Raw genomic sequence first — 17,503 nt, 5'->3', positions numbered from 1 at the left:
TGATGTCCGACGACGCTGCTGCTGATCCGCACCGCATCTCCATCGTGGTTCCGGTCTATCAGGGCGAACGGACGCTCAGCGCGTTGATGGACGAGATCATCCCGTTGACCCAGGTGGTGCACACTCCCCTTGGGCGTCCGATGGTCGTCGAAGAAGTTCTGCTCGTGTTCGATCACGGCCCCGACAACTCCGCTGCAGTGATCAGGCAGCTCACCGCAGCGCACACGTTCGTGCGCGGTGTATGGCTGAGCCGCAACTTCGGCCAGCACCCGGCCACCCTCGCCGGTATGGCATCGAGCGGCGGCGAGTGGATCGTCACGATGGACGAGGACGGCCAGCACGACCCGGCGGCCATCGGCGGCATGCTCGATACCGCCCTCGACCAGCAGTCCACCGTCGTCTACGCCAAGCCCACCAATGTCGCTCCCCACGGATTGTGGCGCAACGCAGCCTCCAAGGGCTCGAAGTGGCTGATCGCCAAGGCTCTGGCCGGAGACAACACCGTCGACTACCAGAGCTTCCGTCTGGTGCTCGGTGAAGTCGGTCGCTCCGTCGCCGCCTACGCCGGTTCCGAGGCCTACCTGGACATCGCACTCGGGTGGATCGCAGGCGATGTCACGACCAGCCCGGTGGCGTTGCGCGAAGAGGTGGACCGTCGATCGGGCTACCGACTGCGCACCTTGCTCTCGCACTTCTGGCGGATGGTGCTCTCGAGCGGCACCAAGGGCCTGCGGCTGGTCAGCTTCATCGGCATCGCCTTCGCGGTACTCGGTCTGATTCTGGTGGCGTACGTACTGGTGTCGTACTTCGTCTTCGATTCGGGTGCCGAGGTGCGAGGCTGGGCATCGACGATGGTGATCCTGTTGTTCGGCTTCGGGGCAACACTGTTCTCCCTCGGTGTGGTGGCCGAGTACGTGGGCGTGAACGTCAAGACGGCCATGGGCAAGCCGCCGTACCTGATCGTCACCGATCCCGGAAACGGCCCGCTCGGACGCACTGCGCCTGCCGTATCGACCGAATCGCCCGAAAAAACGCCGCCGTTGTGACCGCAACGCACACGTGGATCGTCGGCAGCGGCGGACTGCTCGGCGCTGCAGTGACCCGCGAGGCCGCTCGTCGTGGGCATCGGGTGCACACCAGCACCATCCCGTGGTCGGATACAGCGTCCGCCGAACAGGCTCTGCTGCAGCGCTGTTCGGACTTCTTCGACTCCTTCACCGACGGTACCTGGAACGTGATCTGGGCCGCGGGAGCGGGCGTGAACGGAACCAGCGCAGCACAATTCGCCGAAGAGAACGGCCTGATCCGCACCGTCCTGGCACGCATCGAGGCTGTCGCCGCCGACCGCGCGGGCACCGGAACCGTGTTCCTCGCCTCGTCCGCCGGAGGCGTCTACGCCGGCGCGACGGGAGCCCCACATCACGAGGGAACGAACCCGGTTCCGTTGGGCGACTACGGCTTCGCCAAGCTGCAGTCCGAGGCCATCGCGACCGAGTTCGGTGCACGCACCGGCATCAACGTGGCCATCGGCCGGTTCGCGAACCTCTACGGGCCGGGTCAGAACCTCGCGAAACCGCAGGGCCTCATCTCGCACCTGTGCCGGGGATACCTCATGGCCTCCCCCGTCTCCATCTACGTCCCGATGGACACGTTGCGCGACTACCTCTACGTGTCCGACGCGGCCGAGATGGTTGCCGACACCCTCGCCATGTCGGCCACGCAACGACTCTCGCCGACGATCAAGATCTTCGCCTCCGGTGAGGCCGTCACCATCGGCTCGATACTCGGAGCGTGCCGGACGGTGTTCCGCCGTCGACCGAACGTGGTGCTGGCGGCGTCCCCACTCGCAGTGTTCCAGGGTCGCGATCTACGGCTGCGGTCGACGGTCTGGCCACAGATCGATCGCCGAACGCACCGAACATTGCCCGCCGGCATCGCGTCGACCCTGTTCGCGACGCGTCAAGCATTGGGGGTCGGTCGATGACCGAACCACAGACTCCCGCTCCCCCGGCCGGCATGAACGGCGCGCCCGGGCCGCTGATGCGCATCGTCAAGAATCAGAAGATCGCGTTCCTGCTCGTCGGCGGCGTCAACACCGCATTGGGTACCGCGTGGTTCATCCTGTGGCAGTTGCTGATCGGCGAGCAGTACGGATACCACGCCGCGATCGTGCTCGGCTATCTCTGCAACGTGCTGTGCGCGTTTGCGATGTACCGCTACCTGGTGTTCCGCGTGCGGGGTCACCTCCTACGCGATCTGCTGCGGTTCTTCGTCGTGAACTTCGGCGCGTTCGTCGCCAACATCTCCCTGATGACGATCGCCGTGTCCGTCTTCCACTTCCCGCCCATCCCTTCACAATTGGTCGTCACAGCCGTGATGGCAGTCGTCAGCTTCTTCGGCTACCGCGACTTCTCGTTCCGCAGAAAGAGCCAGGCCCCCACATCATGATCCCCCGTGTTTCCGTAGTCGTCCCGGCATACAACAACGCCGAGTACCTGGCCGAGACCATCGATTCGATTCTCGCCCAGACGTTCACGGACTTCGAACTGGTCATCGCCGATCATTCGTCGACCGACGGAACCCTCGCCGTCGCGCAGAAGTTCGACGACCCACGGATCCGCCTCCTGACCACCCCGGCCGGCGGCGGGGCGCAAGCCAACTGGAACCGCGTCACCGAGGAAGCCACCGGCGAGCTGATCAAGCTCGTCTGTGGTGACGACACCATCGCGCCCACCGCCTTGGCCACCCAGGTGCAGGCTTTCGACGACAGCCCGTCCGCCGTTCTGGTCGCCTCGCAGCGGACGCTGATCGACGCCTACGGCAAGACGGTCATCGCCGCCCGCGGGCTCGGTGGACTGCACGGAACGGTGTCGGGTCGAGTCGCCGCTCGAACCGCAGTTCGGGCCGGTGCCAACATCTTCGGCGAACCCGGCGGCGTCATGATGAAGCTGTCGGAACTCCGCGAGATCGGACTGTGGGACAACAGCCATCCCTACCTGATCGACCAGGCCACCTTCATCGCGGTCGCACTACGCGGCGACATCGTGGCAATCCCGCAGCCCCTGGCCTCGTTCCGCATCAACTCGGGACAGTGGAGCGTGGAACTGGCGACACAGCAGGCACGTCAGGCCGCGGACTTCCATCGCTCACTGCAGGCAAGTGACCCGACGTTGTTGTCCGACAGCGACGTTCGCATCGGCAACGCCAAGGCCCTGATGACGTCGTTCATGCGTCGTGCGGTGTACCTGCTGCTGCGGCACCGGATGTCGCGCAGCAGCTAGTATCGCGCGGCGGCCTCGAGGCCCCGCAGCCTGTCCGACGGTGATCGACGCGGACAGCTGGTGCACTTGTCCGCCCCGCTCGTCTCGTAGAGGAGGCAGCACGAGCTACGCCGTGTGAACCGCCGTCCACCGACGTCGACGAAACGCGGCGCGGGAAGTGTCGCGGCCATCTCCCCGGTCAGCCATTCTGCGAAGTCGCTGCCGAGTGACCGATCACCCAGCGCAGCACCGACATCCAAGCTTCGGTTGGCGATCGAATCCGAGGCGATCGCCCACAACGCTTGCCTGCGTACCCCCGAGGCCGCCGACAACGCGTCGACGATGCCGGTGAACGTCTCGTTCACTGCCGCGGGCAATGCCGCGACCTCGAGAACGCTGTCCGACACCGTTCCACCCAGATATCCGTCCGAACGCAGGAAGCAGCGCGAGCCGTCCAGCCGTGGATCTGCTGCCTCACCCGTGACCATCGCGGTGGCGATGGCAAGGAACGCGATCGTCGAGCTGGCCGAATACCACCACAGCGTTCCATTGATCCGCGCGTCGGTGCACTGCCACCGGCGGCCGGTATCGTCGACCCGCGCCCGCAGCCAGTCGTCGTCGAGCATCACCGTCGCACAGAGATCGAACGGCCCGTCGATGTACTGCTGCAGACCCGGGACTCGTTCTGCCGCAAGTGCGTAGGCGTTCATGCCAGCCCGTGAATGTCGATGGTGGGGGGCGGTCCTGTTCGGACGGTCGCGCGAATGCCGAACACGTCGGCAAGCAACCGATCGTCGAGAACATCGGTGGTCGGTCCCGACGCCACCACGGCCCCGCCGTCGAGCACGGCGAGACTGTGGCAGTACTCCACCGCCAGCCGCAGATCGTGGACGGTCACGACGACGGCCAGCCCGTCCGCGGCGAGGTCGCGAATCGCGTTCATCACGATCAGTTGCTGCCGTAGGTCGAGGTGGTTGGTCGGCTCGTCGAGCAAGAGGGTCTGCGGTTGCTGCGCCAGGGCGCGCGCAATGGACACCCGCTGCCTCTCACCGCCGGACAGTGCACCGACGTCGCGGCCGTCCAAGGCGAGCAGGTCGACGCGGTCCATACACGCGGTGACGATGTCGTCGTCGGACGAGGTGGGGCGGTCGAACCAGCCGCGGTGCGGCACGCGGCCGAGCGCTACGGATTCACGGACGGTCAGACCGACCGATGCCTGCGGCTCCTGGGTCCCGACGCCCATCGTCCGCGACAGCTCCGATCGCTTCATGGTGTGCGCATCGACGCCATCGACGAGAACCGTTCCGGCAGAGGGAGTCAGAGCTCGATAACAACACCGCAGTGCCGTCGTCTTCCCGGACCCGTTCGGCCCGACGAGACCCAGCACCTCGCCGGGAGCAACGTCGAAGTTCACCCCGTGCAGCACCTCTCGCGACCCGAGTCGCGTGGACAATTCCCGCACGGACAGTCTCATCGGATCTCCCGTGCGTAGCGGCGATACAGCATGAACACGAAGATCGGTGCGCCGACGAGCGCGGTGATCACTCCTACCGGGACCTCGGTGCTCTGTGTGATCGATCGTGCGAGCGTGTCGGCACCGACGAGGGCTATCGCACCGAACAACGCCGCCACGGGCAGCAGCCTGACGGCGCGGGTGCCGACGACGTATCCGGCGAGGTGCGGCACCAGTAGACCGACGAATCCGATTCCGCCACTGACCGATACCGCTGCACCCGCCAGCAGGGAGATGGCCAGCAGTTGCATCATCCGGAACCGACGTACGTTCATACCCAGCGCGGCCGCGCCGTCGTCACCTGTTTTGAGCAGGTCCATCCTGGGCGCGCTCATCATCACGAGTATTCCTACGCAGACCAACGCCAACACGGGGAACACGAGCGTCGACCAGCGGGCGTCACCGAAACCACCTGCAAGCCAATGCATTACACCGCTCAGGCTTCGTTCGTCCGCGAACACGAGCAGCGTCAAGGTGATGAGAGCGGTGAACACGCTGCCCACTGCGACACCGACGAGGACGATCGCCGTCGACTGTGGGTAGCGACCGCCGATCGCGAGCGCCAGGAACAGCGGGATCAACGCACCGACGAACGCAGCCGCAGGCACGGTGAACGCGCCGAGTGCACCCGCGCCGATACCGAGCGTCATCACCATCACGACTCCGAAACCGGCACCCGAGGACACGCCGAGCAGGTATGGATCGGCGAGCGGGTTTCGCGTGACCGCCTGCGCCACACCGCCGGCGAGTGCGAGGGACGCACCGACCACCGCGGCGGTCAACGACCGCGGGAGCCGCGAATCGACGACGATCGCGGCACGCGCCTCGGTCCACCACGACTCGAACACGCCTGGCGCGAGACGGTGCGCGACTATGGCCCACACGTCGCCGATGGGTATGCGCACCGACCCGAACGAGACGGCCGCCGCAATGGATGCGAGCAACGCTGCCGACGAGAGGAGCAGGATCACGGAGTAGCCGGTGCGCGACGATCGCGTGCTCCGAACCGGGGCCGCGACGGGCCTGTCCAGCACTGCGCTCATCAGAAGCGATCGGGATGCAGCGAGCGCGCGATCGTCTCGGCGCTTCCGATGAGCCGCGGACTCTGGAAGAAGTCGTCGAGCGGAACGACCACAAAATTGTCCTGCTGCACTGCCGGCGTCGTCGCCATGATCGGCTGACTCTTCAAGAAGTCGATCTTGTCCTCCGCGGACGTATCGCCGTAATCGAGGACCACGATGGCCTCGGGGGCCCGTTCGCCGACGAGTTCCCACGTCGTACCCAAGTACGGCCGGTCCCCCTCGGGAAAGATGTTCTCGGCCCCGGCGTGATCGGCGATCAGTTGCCCGACGCCCACACTCCCGATCGTCGTGGGCTCGTTCTCGCCCGAATCGTAGAAGAACGTGGGTGTGGGGGCGACGCCTGCCAGCGCGTCGTCGATCTCGGCAAGCCCGCTGACCACGCCGTCGGTGACGTCCCGCGCAGCGTCGGCCACGCCCAGAATGTCGCCCAGTTGCGCGTAGTCCGTCTCCAACATGCCGATATCGGCAAGACCTGCGCCGCAGTACTCGGAGAACAGGAACGTCGGGATGTCGAGCTCTGCGAACGACGCGCGCGAGCGCCCCTCCTTGTCGTCGAACGCGCTGCGCATGCCGCCCACGACGAGATCCGGCTCGAGATCGAGAATTTGCTCCTTGGTCGGATACTCGTCGGCGAGTCCCTCTATCGACGCGAACTTTTCGGCGGTCTCCGGCGTCGGAACGGCATTGCGATACCCCATTCCGACGATCCGATCCGCCACGCCCATCTCGATGAGGACCTCTGTGACGTGGTCGTTCATCGACACGATGCGCTGAGGCGGGGATTCGAAGCGCTGGAGGGTTTCGCAGTTGGTAACCTCCACGGGCTGATCGAACGACGCTGTCTGCGCAGCCTCGGTCGGGGAGTCACCGCGGGAGCACCCCGCGAGAAGGACGGCCGCGGCGAGAACGGCGATGCGGGCGGAGCGTGACATGAGGACCTCACTGGAGCTCAGAGCCACGAAATGAGAGTCGGGTGCGCAGCACGAAGCGGCCACGCGCAGGACTGCCGATTCGTAGACCACGACGAATAGGTGTGTCGCACACCGGTCGCTGGGTAATCGGGCTCGCCACCTGTATCAGTGGCCCACCGTTGCGGGTCAGCGCCGGATTTCGACCGGCTTCCCCCATTGCGACTGGCTTGCTTGTGTTCGCCACGCAGTATGCACCACAGTGCCGATCCCGCGTGACCGTGCCTCCGCGTCGGTTACGGCAGGACGGACTCCTTCGCCGCGTAGACCGCCTCGGTGGCGTCTTTCTGCGGTCGCCACCACTGCTCGTTCTCGCGGTACCAGTCGACGGTTGCCTTCAGTCCGGCGCGGAAGTCGACATACGTTGGTGTCCAACCCAATTCGGTACGCAGTTTGGTCGAGTCGATGGCGTAGCGGAGGTCGTGGCCGGGCCGGTCGGTGACGAAATCGAAGGCGTCGGGTGCGTTGCCGGTCTCTTCGAGGATCGCTTCGAGGACGGTGCGGTTGTTCGCTTCGCCGTCGGCTCCGATGAGGTAGGTCTCGCCGATGCGGCCACCGTCGATGATGGCCCAGACGGCACTGTTGTGGTCGTCGACGTGGATCCAATCGCGCACGTTCTGCCCTGCCCCGTAGAGCTTGGGCCGGGAGCCACTGAGGATGTTGGTGATCTGACGCGGGATGAACTTCTCCACGTGTTGGTACGGGCCGTAGTTGTTCGAGCAGTTGGAGATGGTGGAACGGACCCCGAACGATCGGGTCCAGGCGCGCACCAGCAGGTCGCTCGAGGCCTTGGTGGAGGAGTACGGGCTCGACGGGTTGTACGGGGTCGATTCGGTGAACCGTGCCGGGTCGTCGAGTTCGAGGTCGCCGTAGACCTCGTCGGTGGAGATGTGGTGGTAGCGAACGTCGTGTTCGCGGACCGCGTTGAGCAAGGTGGTGGTGCCGATGACGTTGGTGTGCACGAACGGCCACGGGTCGGTCAACGAGTTGTCGTTGTGGGATTCGGCGGCGAAGTGGACGACCAGGTCCGTCTCGCGCACGAGGCGGTCGACGAGGTCGGCGTCGGCGATGTCGCCGTGCACGAACTCGATGCGATCCGCCACCGGGTCGAGGGAGGCCTTGTTGCCGGCGTAGGTGAGTTTGTCGAGCACGGTGACCTGGGAGTCGGGGCGCTGCGCGAGGGTCTGATGTACGAAGTTCGCGCCGATGAACCCGGCCCCACCCGTGACGAGAATTCTCATGAACAGGCACTTTACCGGCGGAGGCTCGTGCGGGCCGTTCTTGTCGGGTCCACTGGCCATCCCAGCGGGGGTGCTGCGCTGCACGGAATGCTCCACTCGACGCCCCAGCTGTGGGGATCCCGGCGGTGAGACCTTCGAGTGGAGCAGTAGTTGCACCGCGTCCGGAGGTCGACCCATCTTGTCGGGCGCGCGTGCTAGCTTCTGTTCGACTTCGGGGGGAGTGACGATGCGTCTTCGATACATACTGCTGCGTCTCGCGGCATCAGTAGCGGTGCTGTTCGGGATGATGTGGGCAATCCCGCACTTTGCGCCGCCTGTGCCGGAACCGTACGAGGGGGTACAGGCCCTTCCTCCGGTGTCGCCGGAACCCACGGGCTCGACCACGCCCCCACCACCCCTGCCGCCGGGGTTTCCGTCCATGAACCGGCCGCCACCGAAAATCGAGGTGCCCGACGGCCAGCCGCAGCCCATCGCCACCAAATTCGGCTGGACCTACGAAATACCGGCGGACTGGGAAAACTGGAATGACGGATTCTCGGAGTGGGTCGGCGAGGACGGATCGACCGCAACGTACGGGGCAATGGGCCTCCACGGTCGATTCGATTGCGAGGGGGGTGAGTTCGAGTCTTCGGCGATCAGCGGAATGACCGGTCGACGTGCCGGAGACTTGACGGTCCTCGCCTATCGAGAAGCGCAGAAAGCGTCGATGATCTTCACCAACCAAGACGGGTCACTGGCACCCACTGTTCAGATCAGCGACCCCGAGTATCTACAGGTCGACGGAGTCCCGGCTGTCCGCTACACAGCCCTGGTGGAAGACATACCGGATTCGCCGTACTGCCCTCCTCCCCGCGCCACATTCGACGTTGTCACCACTACCGGTTTCGCCACGGCAGAGGTCGCGGTCTTCGTCGTGCTCGCCGACCGTGATGTCGAGAACGCACTCTCCGATGAGGACGTCGACGGCCTCGTCTCGTCACTGAGAAGGACCGAGACGCAATGACCGAACCGCTGATCGCCAGATCCTCGGAAATAGCCGGCTTCGGAAATCTTCTCGATCGCATCGGCGGCGACACTCTGGCCAGTCATCGTTACCTGCTCGATCATGCAGGCCTGAGCGAGAACGTGATTGGGCAGATTCTGCAGCGACTCCAGCCGTATCTCGCACGCTTTCAGGAGATGACACGCACTCGGCAGGTTCACCTGTCCGCCAACTGCGGGGAAATGGGTGCAGAACTCAACAGGGCGGCATGGCTGTATGCCGATCAGGATCAGCGAAACTATGACCTGCTGAACGCTCACACAAGCGCGCTGCCACTACCGGGCATCGATCGTGGCAGCTCGGATCGTGCCGCGGTCGGCCACGTGGACGAATTCGACGGGGCGGCCGATTACGGACGGCCCCACGGGATCGACTATCCCGCGCCGAATCCCGTCGTCGACGACGTCCGAGAGTTACTCGACGATGCCGCGGAGATCGTGTGGCCGAGCGAATGGCCGACTCCGATCGCCGAGACCGGCACTTCGCCTTACCGAATTCAGTGGGAGTGATCGACCGCTGGAACTGTCAGGAGCCTCGGACAGTGCGCCCGGCGAAAGCCGCCAAACGCTCGTACGCGTTTGCGCTGTCGGGTGCCGGTTGCTCAGGATCGAAGGCACCGCCCCGCCGTTCGTCGGTCATGTTGGCCGACATGAACACCATCCCCTCCTCCGCCACCGTCTGGTCGAGGTCGTCCGTGCCGCGACCGAGTGCGGTCGCGAGATCCCACGCGTGCACCGAGAGTTCCGCAGCGACCATGCCGAGCGGCAACGATGAACCTGCATCGATCTCGGCCAGCAGTTCGCGAGTCCGCTCCGTCCACAGCGGAATCGGATCCGACGACGGTTCGGGCGACGCCGCCCAATCGATCTCGCCACCTCGAGCCATGGTCACCAAGTTGGCCGCGGTGTTCACCAGGTGGTCCGTCAGCTCGGCGACGGTCCACTCGGTGCAGGGCGTGGCCGATGCGCGTTCGACTTCGGTCACTGTGGAGAGCAGAGCGGTGACCTGGCTGATACCGGTTTCGATCTGGGTGCGGCTCGTCACGATCGTTGTCCTCGGTTCTCTCGGAGGGCTGGGTATGCGGCGAGCGTAGGTGCACCTCGGAGCTCACGCAGCGGAAACGGGGCAGGCACAACCGCGCGGTCGACCGGGGGGTCTGGAAGACTGCGGGTTCATGCGGGGAATCATTCTGGCGGGCGGCACGGGCTCGCGTCTTCATCCGATCACGATGGGCGTCAGCAAGCAGCTGGTCCCTGTCTACGACAAACCGATGATCTACTACCCGCTCTCGACACTGATCCTGGCCGGGATCCGCGAGATCCTCATCATCACCACCCCCCAGGACGCCGACCAGTTCACCCGCCTCCTCGGCGACGGCTCCCAGTTCGGCATCGAACTGACCTACAAGGTCCAACACGAGCCCAACGGCCTCGCCCAAGCCTTCGTCCTCGGCGCCGAGCACATCGGCACCGACTCCGCCGCTCTGGTGTTGGGCGACAACATCTTCTACGGCCCCGGCCTGGGCACCCAACTCTCGCGCTTCGATCACATCGACGGCGGAGCCGTCTTCGCCTACGAGGTCTCCGACCCCACCGCCTACGGCGTCATCGAATTCGACGACAACCGCACAGCCATCTCCCTCGAAGAAAAGCCCGCCGCCCCGAGATCGAACTACGCCGTCCCCGGCCTGTACTTCTACGACAACGACGTCATCGCCATCGCCCGCGACCTGCAGCCCTCCGCGCGCGGGGAGTACGAAATCACCGACGTCAACCGCCACTACTTGGAGGCCGGCCGCCTGCAGGTCGAGGTCCTGCCTCGCGGTACTGCCTGGCTCGACACCGGCACCTTCGACTCCCTCCTCGACGCCTCCAACTACGTGCGCACCATCGAACAACGCCAAGGCCTGAAAATCGGGTCCCCCGAAGAAGTGGCCTGGCGACGAGGATTCATCACCGACGACGAACTGCGCGTGCGCGCCGAGACACTCGTCAAGTCCGGGTACGGCCGCTACCTGCTGGATCTGATCGACCGAGGGAACCGATGACCTTTCGTGAACTGACCATTGCCGGTGCCTACGAGTACACGCCCCGCCAGTTCGGTGACGACCGCGGAGTGTTCTTCGAGTGGTTCAAAGCGTCGGCGTTCGAGGCCACGACCGGGCGGTCGTTGGAGCTGCTGCAGGCGAACTGCTCGGTCTCCGCAGCCGGGGTCCTGCGCGGGATTCACTTCACCACCAACCCGCCCGGGCAGGCGAAGTACGTCACCTGCGCCCGCGGAGCCTTCCTCGACGTCATCGTCGACCTGCGCGTCGGATCACCGACGTTCGGGCAATGGGACAGCGTGCTGATCGACGACATCGACCGCAAAGCAGTCTTCCTGTCCGAAGGACTCGGCCACGCCATCTTGTCCCTGGAGGACAACTCGACCGTCATGTACCTGTGCAGCCTCGAGTACACCCCGGCCTTGGACCGCGACATCAACCCCCTCGACCCCGCCCTGGGCATCGACTGGCCCACCACCGCACGCGACGGCACACCCCTGACCTACGAGCTCTCCGACAAGGACACAGCCGCACCCACCCTCGCCGAAGCCCTCGAACGCGGAGACCTGCCGAACTTCTCGTGAGCGGCGGGACGAGGCGGCGACGCCAGATCCGGGCAAACGCGCGCGCGTTAGTCAGGCGCGCGCAGAATCGCCCGTGACCGCTGACGAGAATGCGCGCGTCTAACAAGTGCGCGCGCGTTTGCGGACCTCACGGGGGGGGCGAACCCGCGCCTGCGAACGCCCGGCGGCGACTCGGAGGCTCAGCGAATCTTGAAGATCACGAACCGCTGAACGAGGAAGTTGATGACCGTCGCCGTGCCCTGCGCGATGACGAAGGCCACGTTCGCGTACCAGAAGCCGTCGGGAAGGGCCTGGTAGAGCCAGGTGTAGATGCCCACCTGGACGGCGAAGGTAACTCCGTACAGCGCGACCACGGCAAAGAACCGCGCCCGTGACGGGGCCGCGTTGAACGTCCATCGACGATTGATCAGGTAGGCCGTCGTGGTTCCGAGGACGAAGCCGATGGCCTTGGCCAGGGTCACCCCCACGCCGAACACGAAATGCAGGATCAGGTTGACGCCCTGGTCGACGATGGCCGACAGCACACCCGTCGCCAAGAAGCGCAGCACCTGCGTCTTGAGATCGAGGGCCGCGTCGGCGATGTTCTCGGTCAGCGGCAGCTCGACGGGGAGCGGGACGTGATGCTGCAACTCGTCGTCCTCGGGCGACCAGTCGTCGCCCGTGGAGCCTTCTTCTGCGGAGCGGTCGGGGGTGGACACGAGGACTGACACTAGCCGCTGCTGCGGTGCGGGTACCCTCTTGAGCGATGTCCACGACAGCCGACGACGCACTCTTCCCCCTGGAACCACAGGCCGGGAACACTGCGCCGCTACCCACGCAGACCCGCACACTCACCGGTTGGGGCCGCACTGCGCCCTCCACTGGAGAGGTGCTCTCGACCTCCGACCCCGAGCTCATCGCGAACGCGGTCAAGCAGGTCGCCGAGCAGAACGACTCCAAGCCGGCCCACCTCCGACGCGGCGTCATCGCCCGCGGCCTCGGCCGCTCCTACGGTGACAACGCGCAGAACTCCGGCGGCCTCGTCATCGACATGAACGCCTTGAACGGCATTCACAGCATCGACGCATCGACGCGGATCGTCGACGTCGACGGTGGCGTCAACCTCGACCAGCTGATGCGTGCCGCGCTGCCGTTCGGCCTGTGGGTACCGGTGTTGCCGGGCACGCGCCAGGTCACCATCGGCGGTGCCATCGGAACGGACATCCACGGTAAGAACCATCACAGCGCAGGTAGCTTCGGCAACCACGTCCGCTCGATGGAACTGCTCACCGCGGACGGCCAGGTCCGCCACCTGACGCCGTCGGGCAAGAACGCCAAGCTCTTCTGGGCGACGGTCGGCGGCAACGGCCTGACCGGCATCATCCTGCGCGCGACGATCGAGATGACGCCGACGGAGACGGCCTATTTCATCGCCGACGGCGACGTCACAACGACCCTCGACGAGACCATCGCCCTGCACAGCGATGGCAGCGAGAACAACTACGACTACTCGAGCGCGTGGTTCGACGCGGTTGCTCCGCCGCCCAAGCTCGGCCGCGCGGCCCTCTCCCGCGGATCGCTCGCGACGTTGGACCAGTTGCCGGCCAAACTCCAGAAGGACCCGCTGCGGTTCAACGCCAAGCCGTTGGTGACGTTCCCGGACGTCTTCCCGAACGGTCTCGCGAACAAGTACACATTCTCCGCCGTCGGCGAGGTCTGGTATCGCAAGGCCGGCAACTACCGGAACAAGGTCCAGAGCCTGACGGCGTTCTATCACCCGCTGGACATGTTCGGTGAGTGGAACCGTGCCTACGGCTCCAAGGGATTCCTGCAGTACCAGTTCGTCGTGCCGCCGGAGGCCGTCGACGAGTTCAAGAAGATCATCGTCGACATCCAGAAGTCCGGGCACTACTCGTTCCTCAACGTGTTCAAGCTGTTCGGGCCCGGAAACAAAGCGCCACTGAGCTTTCCGATTCCGGGTTGGAACATCTGCGTCGACTTCCCGATCAAGCCGGGCCTGAACGAGTTCGTCCGTGAACTCGACAAGCGCGTGCTCGAATTCGGTGGCCGTCTCTACACCGCGAAGGACTCGCGCACCGATGCCGAGACCTTCCACTCGATGTACCCGCGGATCGACGAGTGGATCAAGGTCCGTCGATCTGTTGACCCCACAGGCGTTTTCGCCTCCGATATGGCTAGAAGGCTGGAACTGCTGTGACGATAGACGCCGTAGGTAACCCCCAGACGATTCTCGTTCTGGGTGGCACCAGCGAGATCGGTCTCGCGATCACCGAGGAGTACCTGTCGAAGTCCCCGGCACGTGTCATCCTCGCCGCGCTGCCGAACGACCCGCTGCGCGAGAGCGCCGTCGCCCAGCTGAACGCCAAGGGCGCGAAGTCCGTCGACGTCATCGACTTCGACGCACTCGACACCGCGTCGCACCCGAAGGTCATCGACGCGGCCTGGGCCAAGAGCGACGTCGATGTCGCCATCGTCGCCTTCGCCGTCGACTTCGACGCCGAGCAGCTCTGGCAGGACCAGCGCAAGGCCGTCCTCGCCGCGAACATCAACTACACCGCGTCCGTGTCGGTCGGCGTGCTGCTGGGCGAGAAGATGAAGGCGCAGGCCTACGGCCGCATCATCGTCATGTCCTCGGTGGCGGGCGAGCGGGTACGTCGCTCCAACTTCGTCTACGGCTCCACCAAGGCCGGACTCGACGGGTTCTACCTCGGACTCGGAGAAGCGCTGCGCGAGTTCGGACCTCGGGTCACCGTCGTTCGCCCGGGCATGGTGCGCACCAAGTTCAGCGCGCACGTCAAGGAAGCCCCGATGACGGTCGACAAGGAGGTCATCGCGAAGCTCGCGGTGAACGCGTCACGCAAGGGCACTCCGCTCATCTGGACTCCCGCTCCCTGGCGTCTGGTGATGATGGTCCTGCGGCACGTACCGCGGCCCATCTTCCGCAAGCTGCCCATCTGATCTCGATGACACTTCTGCATTCGTGACAACGGGGCTCATGACACAGCAGGTTGCACCGGCTCGCAGGACCGCCTCTGCCGTCGGGGAAATCGTTCTCGGTGTGCTCGTTGCAGTCGTCGTGGCGACGGTCGGGTTGTACGCCTTCTCACTGGTTCAGTGGCCTGCGTTCAACTCGTCCAACGTCACCCGCGCCATCACGACGCTCGGTCAGGTGGTTGCGGCAGCACTGTTCGCGGCGTCGGTCTACCTGTACCGGATTCGGAAGTGGCCGTGGATCGCCCGGCTCGCGGCGTGGATCGGGCTGAGCGGATTCGTCACCGTCACTCTCGGGATGCCGTTGGCCGCAACCAAGCTCTACCTGTTCGGCATCTCCGTCGACCAGGAGTTCCGCACGGAATACCTGACTCGCCTGACCGATTCGGCGTCGTTGCGCGACATGACGTACGCCGACATTCCGCCGTTCTACCCCGCAGGCTGGTTCTGGCTCGGCGGACGCGTCGGCAACCTGCTGGGCATGGACGGCTGGGAAGTGTTCAAGCCCTACGCAATCGGGCTGCTCGCCGTTACCGCCGTCGTGTCGTTCGTACTGTGGAAGGCGTTGATCCGAGCCGACTGGGCTGTCGCCGTCAGCGCCGTCACCACCGCACTCGTCGTCGCCCACGCCTCCCCCGAGGCATACAGCGCCGTGATCGTGATGCTGTTCGCTCCCGCACTGGTCCTCGCCTGGGGCGGGCTGTACCGCTCCGCATCGGGCGGGTGGGGAGCGGTGGTCGGCACCGGACTCTTCCTCGGCTTGGCCGCGACGTTCTACACCCTGTATCTCGGTCTGGCTGCCTTCACCGTCGTACTCATGGCGTTGTTCGCCGCCGTCCTCGCCTATCGCGAGCGGAAGTCCTGGAACGTACTGGTTCCCATCGCGATCAAGGTCGCCGCGATCGCCGCGATCTCGGGCCTCATCGCCGCGACCGTGTGGCTGCCGTACCTGATCGAGTTCTTGCGCGGCGCGCCGTCCACGTCGGGCACAGCGTTGCACTATCTACCGGAAGCCGGTGCGACACTTCCCTTCCCGATGTTCGAGTTCTCCCTGATGGGCGTGCTCTGTCTCATCGGCACCGTGTGGGTGGCGGTGCGGTTCTCGTCCTCGCGCCGGGCGCAAGCACTGGGCGTCGGCGTCGTCTCCATCTATCTGTGGACGCTGCTGTCCATGGCCGCCACGGCGGCGGGCACCACCCTGCTCTCGTTCCGCCTCGAAGCGGTGCTGATCGTATTACTCGGCAGCGCAGGCGTTTTCGGCTTTCTCGAAGGTAGCCATGCGATCTACCAGGCCATCAACGAGCCACCGAAGTTCCGTATCGCCGCTGTCGTCGTAGCGGCCATCGGTGCCATGACCTACGCGCAGAACATCCCCCAGGTACTGCAGACCGAGATCACCGTCGCGTACTCCGATACCGACGGCGACGGCAACCGCGCCGACATGCGTCCGCCGAGCGCGGTGTCGTACTACCGCGAGGTCGACGACGCACTCACCGAGCAGACCCAGCGTCCGCGCGACGAAACCGTCGTGCTGACGGCGGATACGTCGTTCCTCAGCTACTACCCGTACTTCGGCTTCCAAGGACTGACCTCGCACTACGCCAACCCACTGGCGCAGTTCGATCAGCGAGCCGACGCCATCGAGCAGTGGACCGAGCTCGAGACTCCCGATCAGTTGGTGGACGCGCTCGACAACAGCCAGTGGCGCGCGCCGGATGCGTTCCTGTTCCGCCGCGGTGCAGACGGCTACACCCTGCGCCTGGCCGAGGACGTCTACCCGAACGACCCGAACGTGCGCCGCTACACCGTCACTTTCCCCGAGGCACTGTTCGAGGATCCACGCTTCACCGTCACCGACATCGGACCCTTCGCACTGGTGGTGCGTACCGCTTAGCGAATTGGGTGGCACCTACCCGCATGCTTGGAAACAGTCCGCCGAGGTGCAAGAACTGTTGCGCCAGCTGGTATCCGGCCAGGTTCCGATGACGAACGACCCCCTCGACAGCGTCGGCGACGATCGCCGCGCACCGCGCCTGCGGGGCATCCACCATCACGCTTCCCCGCTCATGAATCGACTACGTGTCGAACGTGGTGAGGTAGTGTCACGGTCATGACACTGCAGAAAGGCGCATGAGCGCCCCGTCGTCCGAGCGTAGACTCTTGCGCCCACGGTACATTCGTTTCGCTGGCGGCCGACTGTGGGCGATCGATGAAACCCAGCCTGTTGCAGTACTTCTCGAACCGAGATACGGGCAGATCGACCGGATTGTCTCCTGGCCCGAGATACCCTCACCGTCACCCGCACTGACCGTTGCCTCTTATGAGGACCGTGTTTGGCTTCAATACCGCGGGACGGAGGTTCTGGCCTGCGTCACTGCGGAAGGGGTACGTCACGCCGAGTATCTCGAAGGCACACAGCTGCTGACGGCAGGACCGTCGGGAGCATGGTGTTTTCGACCCACCCGGATTCGTGACGACGTCGCACGTACCGCGGACGCGCCTCCGCTCCTACGCCCTCGACCTGGACCTCCTTTCCTCCTCGCCCACCCGGGCGGAGGCATGTCTCCGATAGCCATCGACGGGGTTGTCTTGGCAGCCGATTTCGACGAAGAATCGGTCCACCTCGGGGTCGAGCACGCCCCATGGTCGCGCACCTATCGGGACACCCCAACTCCGGCAGGATACGTTCTTCGACAATCCACGTCGTGGATTCACCTACCACTGAACGCAGAGACATCTCGTATCGAACTCGATGACTACCCACGGTCGAGAGCTGAC

Annotated in this window: 18 protein-coding genes and 1 riboswitch; of the genes, 11 read left to right on the top strand and 7 right to left on the bottom strand. The window is 65.1% G+C overall.

The annotated features are described in order from the left end of the window. Positions 1-2: 2 nt before the first annotated feature. Genes ABZ677_RS21385 through ABZ677_RS21370 form a run of 4 tightly spaced genes read left to right on the top strand, consistent with a single transcriptional unit; the run spans position 3 to position 3,281 of the window. Positions 3-1,046 carry a glycosyltransferase gene (locus ABZ677_RS21385; protein WP_358373159.1) on the top strand — a complete coding sequence of 348 codons (1,044 nt, stop codon included), beginning with the start codon at positions 3-5 and terminating at the stop codon, positions 1,044-1,046. Then, positions 1,043-1,984 carry an NAD(P)-dependent oxidoreductase gene (locus ABZ677_RS21380; RefSeq protein WP_094634725.1) on the top strand — a complete coding sequence of 314 codons (942 nt, stop codon included), beginning with the start codon at positions 1,043-1,045 and terminating at the stop codon, positions 1,982-1,984. The genes ABZ677_RS21385 and ABZ677_RS21380 overlap by 4 nt, the downstream gene beginning before the upstream one ends. Continuing rightward, on the top strand, positions 1,981-2,448 hold the full coding sequence (locus tag ABZ677_RS21375; RefSeq protein WP_358372989.1) for a GtrA family protein: 468 nt from the start codon (positions 1,981-1,983) through the stop codon (positions 2,446-2,448). Before ABZ677_RS21380 ends, ABZ677_RS21375 begins: the two co-directional genes overlap by 4 nt. Beyond that, positions 2,445-3,281 (top strand): glycosyltransferase family A protein, encoded by an 837-nt coding sequence (locus ABZ677_RS21370; protein WP_358372986.1) that lies wholly within the window; start codon positions 2,445-2,447, stop codon positions 3,279-3,281. The genes ABZ677_RS21375 and ABZ677_RS21370 overlap by 4 nt, the downstream gene beginning before the upstream one ends. On the opposite strand, the gene ABZ677_RS21365 is transcribed toward ABZ677_RS21370, so the two are convergent. The 5 genes from ABZ677_RS21365 to rfbB form a co-directional block, all read right to left on the bottom strand. Continuing rightward, a complete protein-coding gene (locus ABZ677_RS21365; protein WP_358372983.1) occupies positions 3,278-3,970 on the bottom strand; it encodes a (2Fe-2S)-binding protein in 693 nt (230 codons plus the stop codon). The two genes, ABZ677_RS21370 and ABZ677_RS21365, sit on opposite strands and share 4 nt — an antisense overlap. Further along, positions 3,967-4,734 (bottom strand): ABC transporter ATP-binding protein, encoded by a 768-nt coding sequence (locus tag ABZ677_RS21360; RefSeq protein ID WP_358372980.1) that lies wholly within the window; start codon positions 4,732-4,734, stop codon positions 3,967-3,969. Before ABZ677_RS21360 ends, ABZ677_RS21365 begins: the two co-directional genes overlap by 4 nt. Beyond that, positions 4,731-5,816 carry an iron ABC transporter permease gene (locus ABZ677_RS21355; RefSeq protein ID WP_358372977.1) on the bottom strand — a complete coding sequence of 362 codons (1,086 nt, stop codon included), beginning with the start codon at positions 5,814-5,816 and terminating at the stop codon, positions 4,731-4,733. Before ABZ677_RS21355 ends, ABZ677_RS21360 begins: the two co-directional genes overlap by 4 nt. Further along, entirely contained in the window at positions 5,816-6,787 is a 972-nt protein-coding gene (locus ABZ677_RS21350; protein ID WP_358373156.1) for an ABC transporter substrate-binding protein, read from the bottom strand. The genes ABZ677_RS21355 and ABZ677_RS21350 overlap by 1 nt, the downstream gene beginning before the upstream one ends. A gap of 99 nt (positions 6,788-6,886) precedes the next feature. Next, a riboswitch (cobalamin riboswitch) is annotated at positions 6,887-7,025 on the bottom strand. 34 nt (positions 7,026-7,059) lie between these two features. Continuing rightward, the gene (gene rfbB / locus ABZ677_RS21345) at positions 7,060-8,064 is read right to left on the bottom strand and encodes a dTDP-glucose 4,6-dehydratase (protein WP_037188736.1); all 1,005 of its coding nucleotides are present in this window, start codon (positions 8,062-8,064) and stop codon (positions 7,060-7,062) included. Positions 8,065-8,290: 226 nt separating this feature from the next. Between rfbB and ABZ677_RS21340 the strand changes: the two genes are divergently transcribed. Then, on the top strand, positions 8,291-9,067 hold the full coding sequence (locus tag ABZ677_RS21340) for a hypothetical protein (protein ID WP_358372974.1): 777 nt from the start codon (positions 8,291-8,293) through the stop codon (positions 9,065-9,067). Further along, positions 9,064-9,615, top strand: coding sequence for a hypothetical protein (locus ABZ677_RS21335; RefSeq protein WP_358372971.1), 552 nt, complete (start codon positions 9,064-9,066; stop codon positions 9,613-9,615). Before ABZ677_RS21340 ends, ABZ677_RS21335 begins: the two co-directional genes overlap by 4 nt. Before the next feature lie 16 nt (positions 9,616-9,631). Here the strand turns inward: ABZ677_RS21335 and ABZ677_RS21330 are convergent, their stop codons facing one another. After that, positions 9,632-10,150, bottom strand: a complete 519-nt coding sequence (locus ABZ677_RS21330) for a maleylpyruvate isomerase family mycothiol-dependent enzyme (protein WP_358372968.1) — start codon at positions 10,148-10,150, stop codon at positions 9,632-9,634. A 130-nt stretch (positions 10,151-10,280) separates the two neighbouring features. Here ABZ677_RS21330 and rfbA point away from each other — a divergent pair, with 130 nt between their 5' ends. Together rfbA and rfbC are read left to right on the top strand one after the other, a co-directional pair. Further along, positions 10,281-11,153: a glucose-1-phosphate thymidylyltransferase RfbA gene (rfbA, locus tag ABZ677_RS21325; RefSeq protein WP_358372966.1), complete on the top strand. Its 873-nt coding sequence runs from the start codon at positions 10,281-10,283 to the stop codon at positions 11,151-11,153. Further along, on the top strand, positions 11,150-11,734 hold the full coding sequence (gene rfbC, locus ABZ677_RS21320) for a dTDP-4-dehydrorhamnose 3,5-epimerase (RefSeq protein ID WP_037187225.1): 585 nt from the start codon (positions 11,150-11,152) through the stop codon (positions 11,732-11,734). The genes rfbA and rfbC overlap by 4 nt, the downstream gene beginning before the upstream one ends. 179 nt (positions 11,735-11,913) lie before the next feature. Here rfbC and ABZ677_RS21315 read toward each other — a convergent pair whose 3' ends face one another. Further along, on the bottom strand, positions 11,914-12,363 hold the full coding sequence (locus ABZ677_RS21315; protein WP_230596179.1) for a GtrA family protein: 450 nt from the start codon (positions 12,361-12,363) through the stop codon (positions 11,914-11,916). Between the two features lie 116 nt (positions 12,364-12,479). On the opposite strand from ABZ677_RS21315, the gene ABZ677_RS21310 reads away from it, so the two are divergent. The 3 genes from ABZ677_RS21310 to ABZ677_RS21300 are packed head-to-tail and all read left to right on the top strand — an operon-like array spanning position 12,480 to position 16,619. Next, on the top strand, positions 12,480-13,931 hold the full coding sequence (locus ABZ677_RS21310) for an FAD-binding oxidoreductase (protein ID WP_037187223.1): 1,452 nt from the start codon (positions 12,480-12,482) through the stop codon (positions 13,929-13,931). Beyond that, the gene (locus ABZ677_RS21305) at positions 13,928-14,692 is read left to right on the top strand and encodes a decaprenylphospho-beta-D-erythro-pentofuranosid-2-ulose 2-reductase (RefSeq protein ID WP_358372963.1); all 765 of its coding nucleotides are present in this window, start codon (positions 13,928-13,930) and stop codon (positions 14,690-14,692) included. The genes ABZ677_RS21310 and ABZ677_RS21305 overlap by 4 nt, the downstream gene beginning before the upstream one ends. 37 nt (positions 14,693-14,729) lie before the next feature. Then, entirely contained in the window at positions 14,730-16,619 is a 1,890-nt protein-coding gene (locus ABZ677_RS21300) for a galactan 5-O-arabinofuranosyltransferase (protein WP_358372960.1), read from the top strand. Positions 16,620-17,503: the final 884 nt, after the last annotated feature.

Origin of the sequence: Rhodococcus sp. NPDC006774 (assembly GCF_040636045.1) — a bacterium.
In the GTDB taxonomy this organism is placed as follows: domain Bacteria; phylum Actinomycetota; class Actinomycetes; order Mycobacteriales; family Mycobacteriaceae; genus Rhodococcoides.
The sequence above is the reverse complement of the archived record's forward strand: the minus strand, read 5'-3'. Positions and strand labels throughout refer to the sequence as shown.

What these genes read in the sequence shown, in the direction of transcription:
- ABZ677_RS21340 (WP_358372974.1), top strand. Translation starts at nt 8,291, where the DNA reads ATGCGTCTTCGATACATACTGCTGCGTCTCGCGGCATCAGTAGCGGTG.
- ABZ677_RS21300 (WP_358372960.1), top strand. Translation starts at nt 14,730, where the DNA reads ATGACACAGCAGGTTGCACCGGCTCGCAGGACCGCCTCTGCCGTCGGG.
- ABZ677_RS21370 (WP_358372986.1), top strand. Translation starts at nt 2,445, where the DNA reads ATGATCCCCCGTGTTTCCGTAGTCGTCCCGGCATACAACAACGCCGAG.
- ABZ677_RS21365 (WP_358372983.1), bottom strand. Translation starts at nt 3,970, where the DNA reads ATGAACGCCTACGCACTTGCGGCAGAACGAGTCCCGGGTCTGCAGCAG.
- rfbC (WP_037187225.1), top strand. Translation starts at nt 11,150, where the DNA reads ATGACCTTTCGTGAACTGACCATTGCCGGTGCCTACGAGTACACGCCC.
- rfbA (WP_358372966.1), top strand. Translation starts at nt 10,281, where the DNA reads ATGCGGGGAATCATTCTGGCGGGCGGCACGGGCTCGCGTCTTCATCCG.
- ABZ677_RS21355 (WP_358372977.1), bottom strand. Translation starts at nt 5,816, where the DNA reads ATGAGCGCAGTGCTGGACAGGCCCGTCGCGGCCCCGGTTCGGAGCACG.
- ABZ677_RS21335 (WP_358372971.1), top strand. Translation starts at nt 9,064, where the DNA reads ATGACCGAACCGCTGATCGCCAGATCCTCGGAAATAGCCGGCTTCGGA.
- ABZ677_RS21360 (WP_358372980.1), bottom strand. Translation starts at nt 4,734, where the DNA reads ATGAGACTGTCCGTGCGGGAATTGTCCACGCGACTCGGGTCGCGAGAG.
- ABZ677_RS21385 (WP_358373159.1), top strand. Translation starts at nt 3, where the DNA reads ATGTCCGACGACGCTGCTGCTGATCCGCACCGCATCTCCATCGTGGTT.
- ABZ677_RS21350 (WP_358373156.1), bottom strand. Translation starts at nt 6,787, where the DNA reads ATGTCACGCTCCGCCCGCATCGCCGTTCTCGCCGCGGCCGTCCTTCTC.
- ABZ677_RS21310 (WP_037187223.1), top strand. Translation starts at nt 12,480, where the DNA reads ATGTCCACGACAGCCGACGACGCACTCTTCCCCCTGGAACCACAGGCC.
- rfbB (WP_037188736.1), bottom strand. Translation starts at nt 8,064, where the DNA reads ATGAGAATTCTCGTCACGGGTGGGGCCGGGTTCATCGGCGCGAACTTC.
- ABZ677_RS21375 (WP_358372989.1), top strand. Translation starts at nt 1,981, where the DNA reads ATGACCGAACCACAGACTCCCGCTCCCCCGGCCGGCATGAACGGCGCG.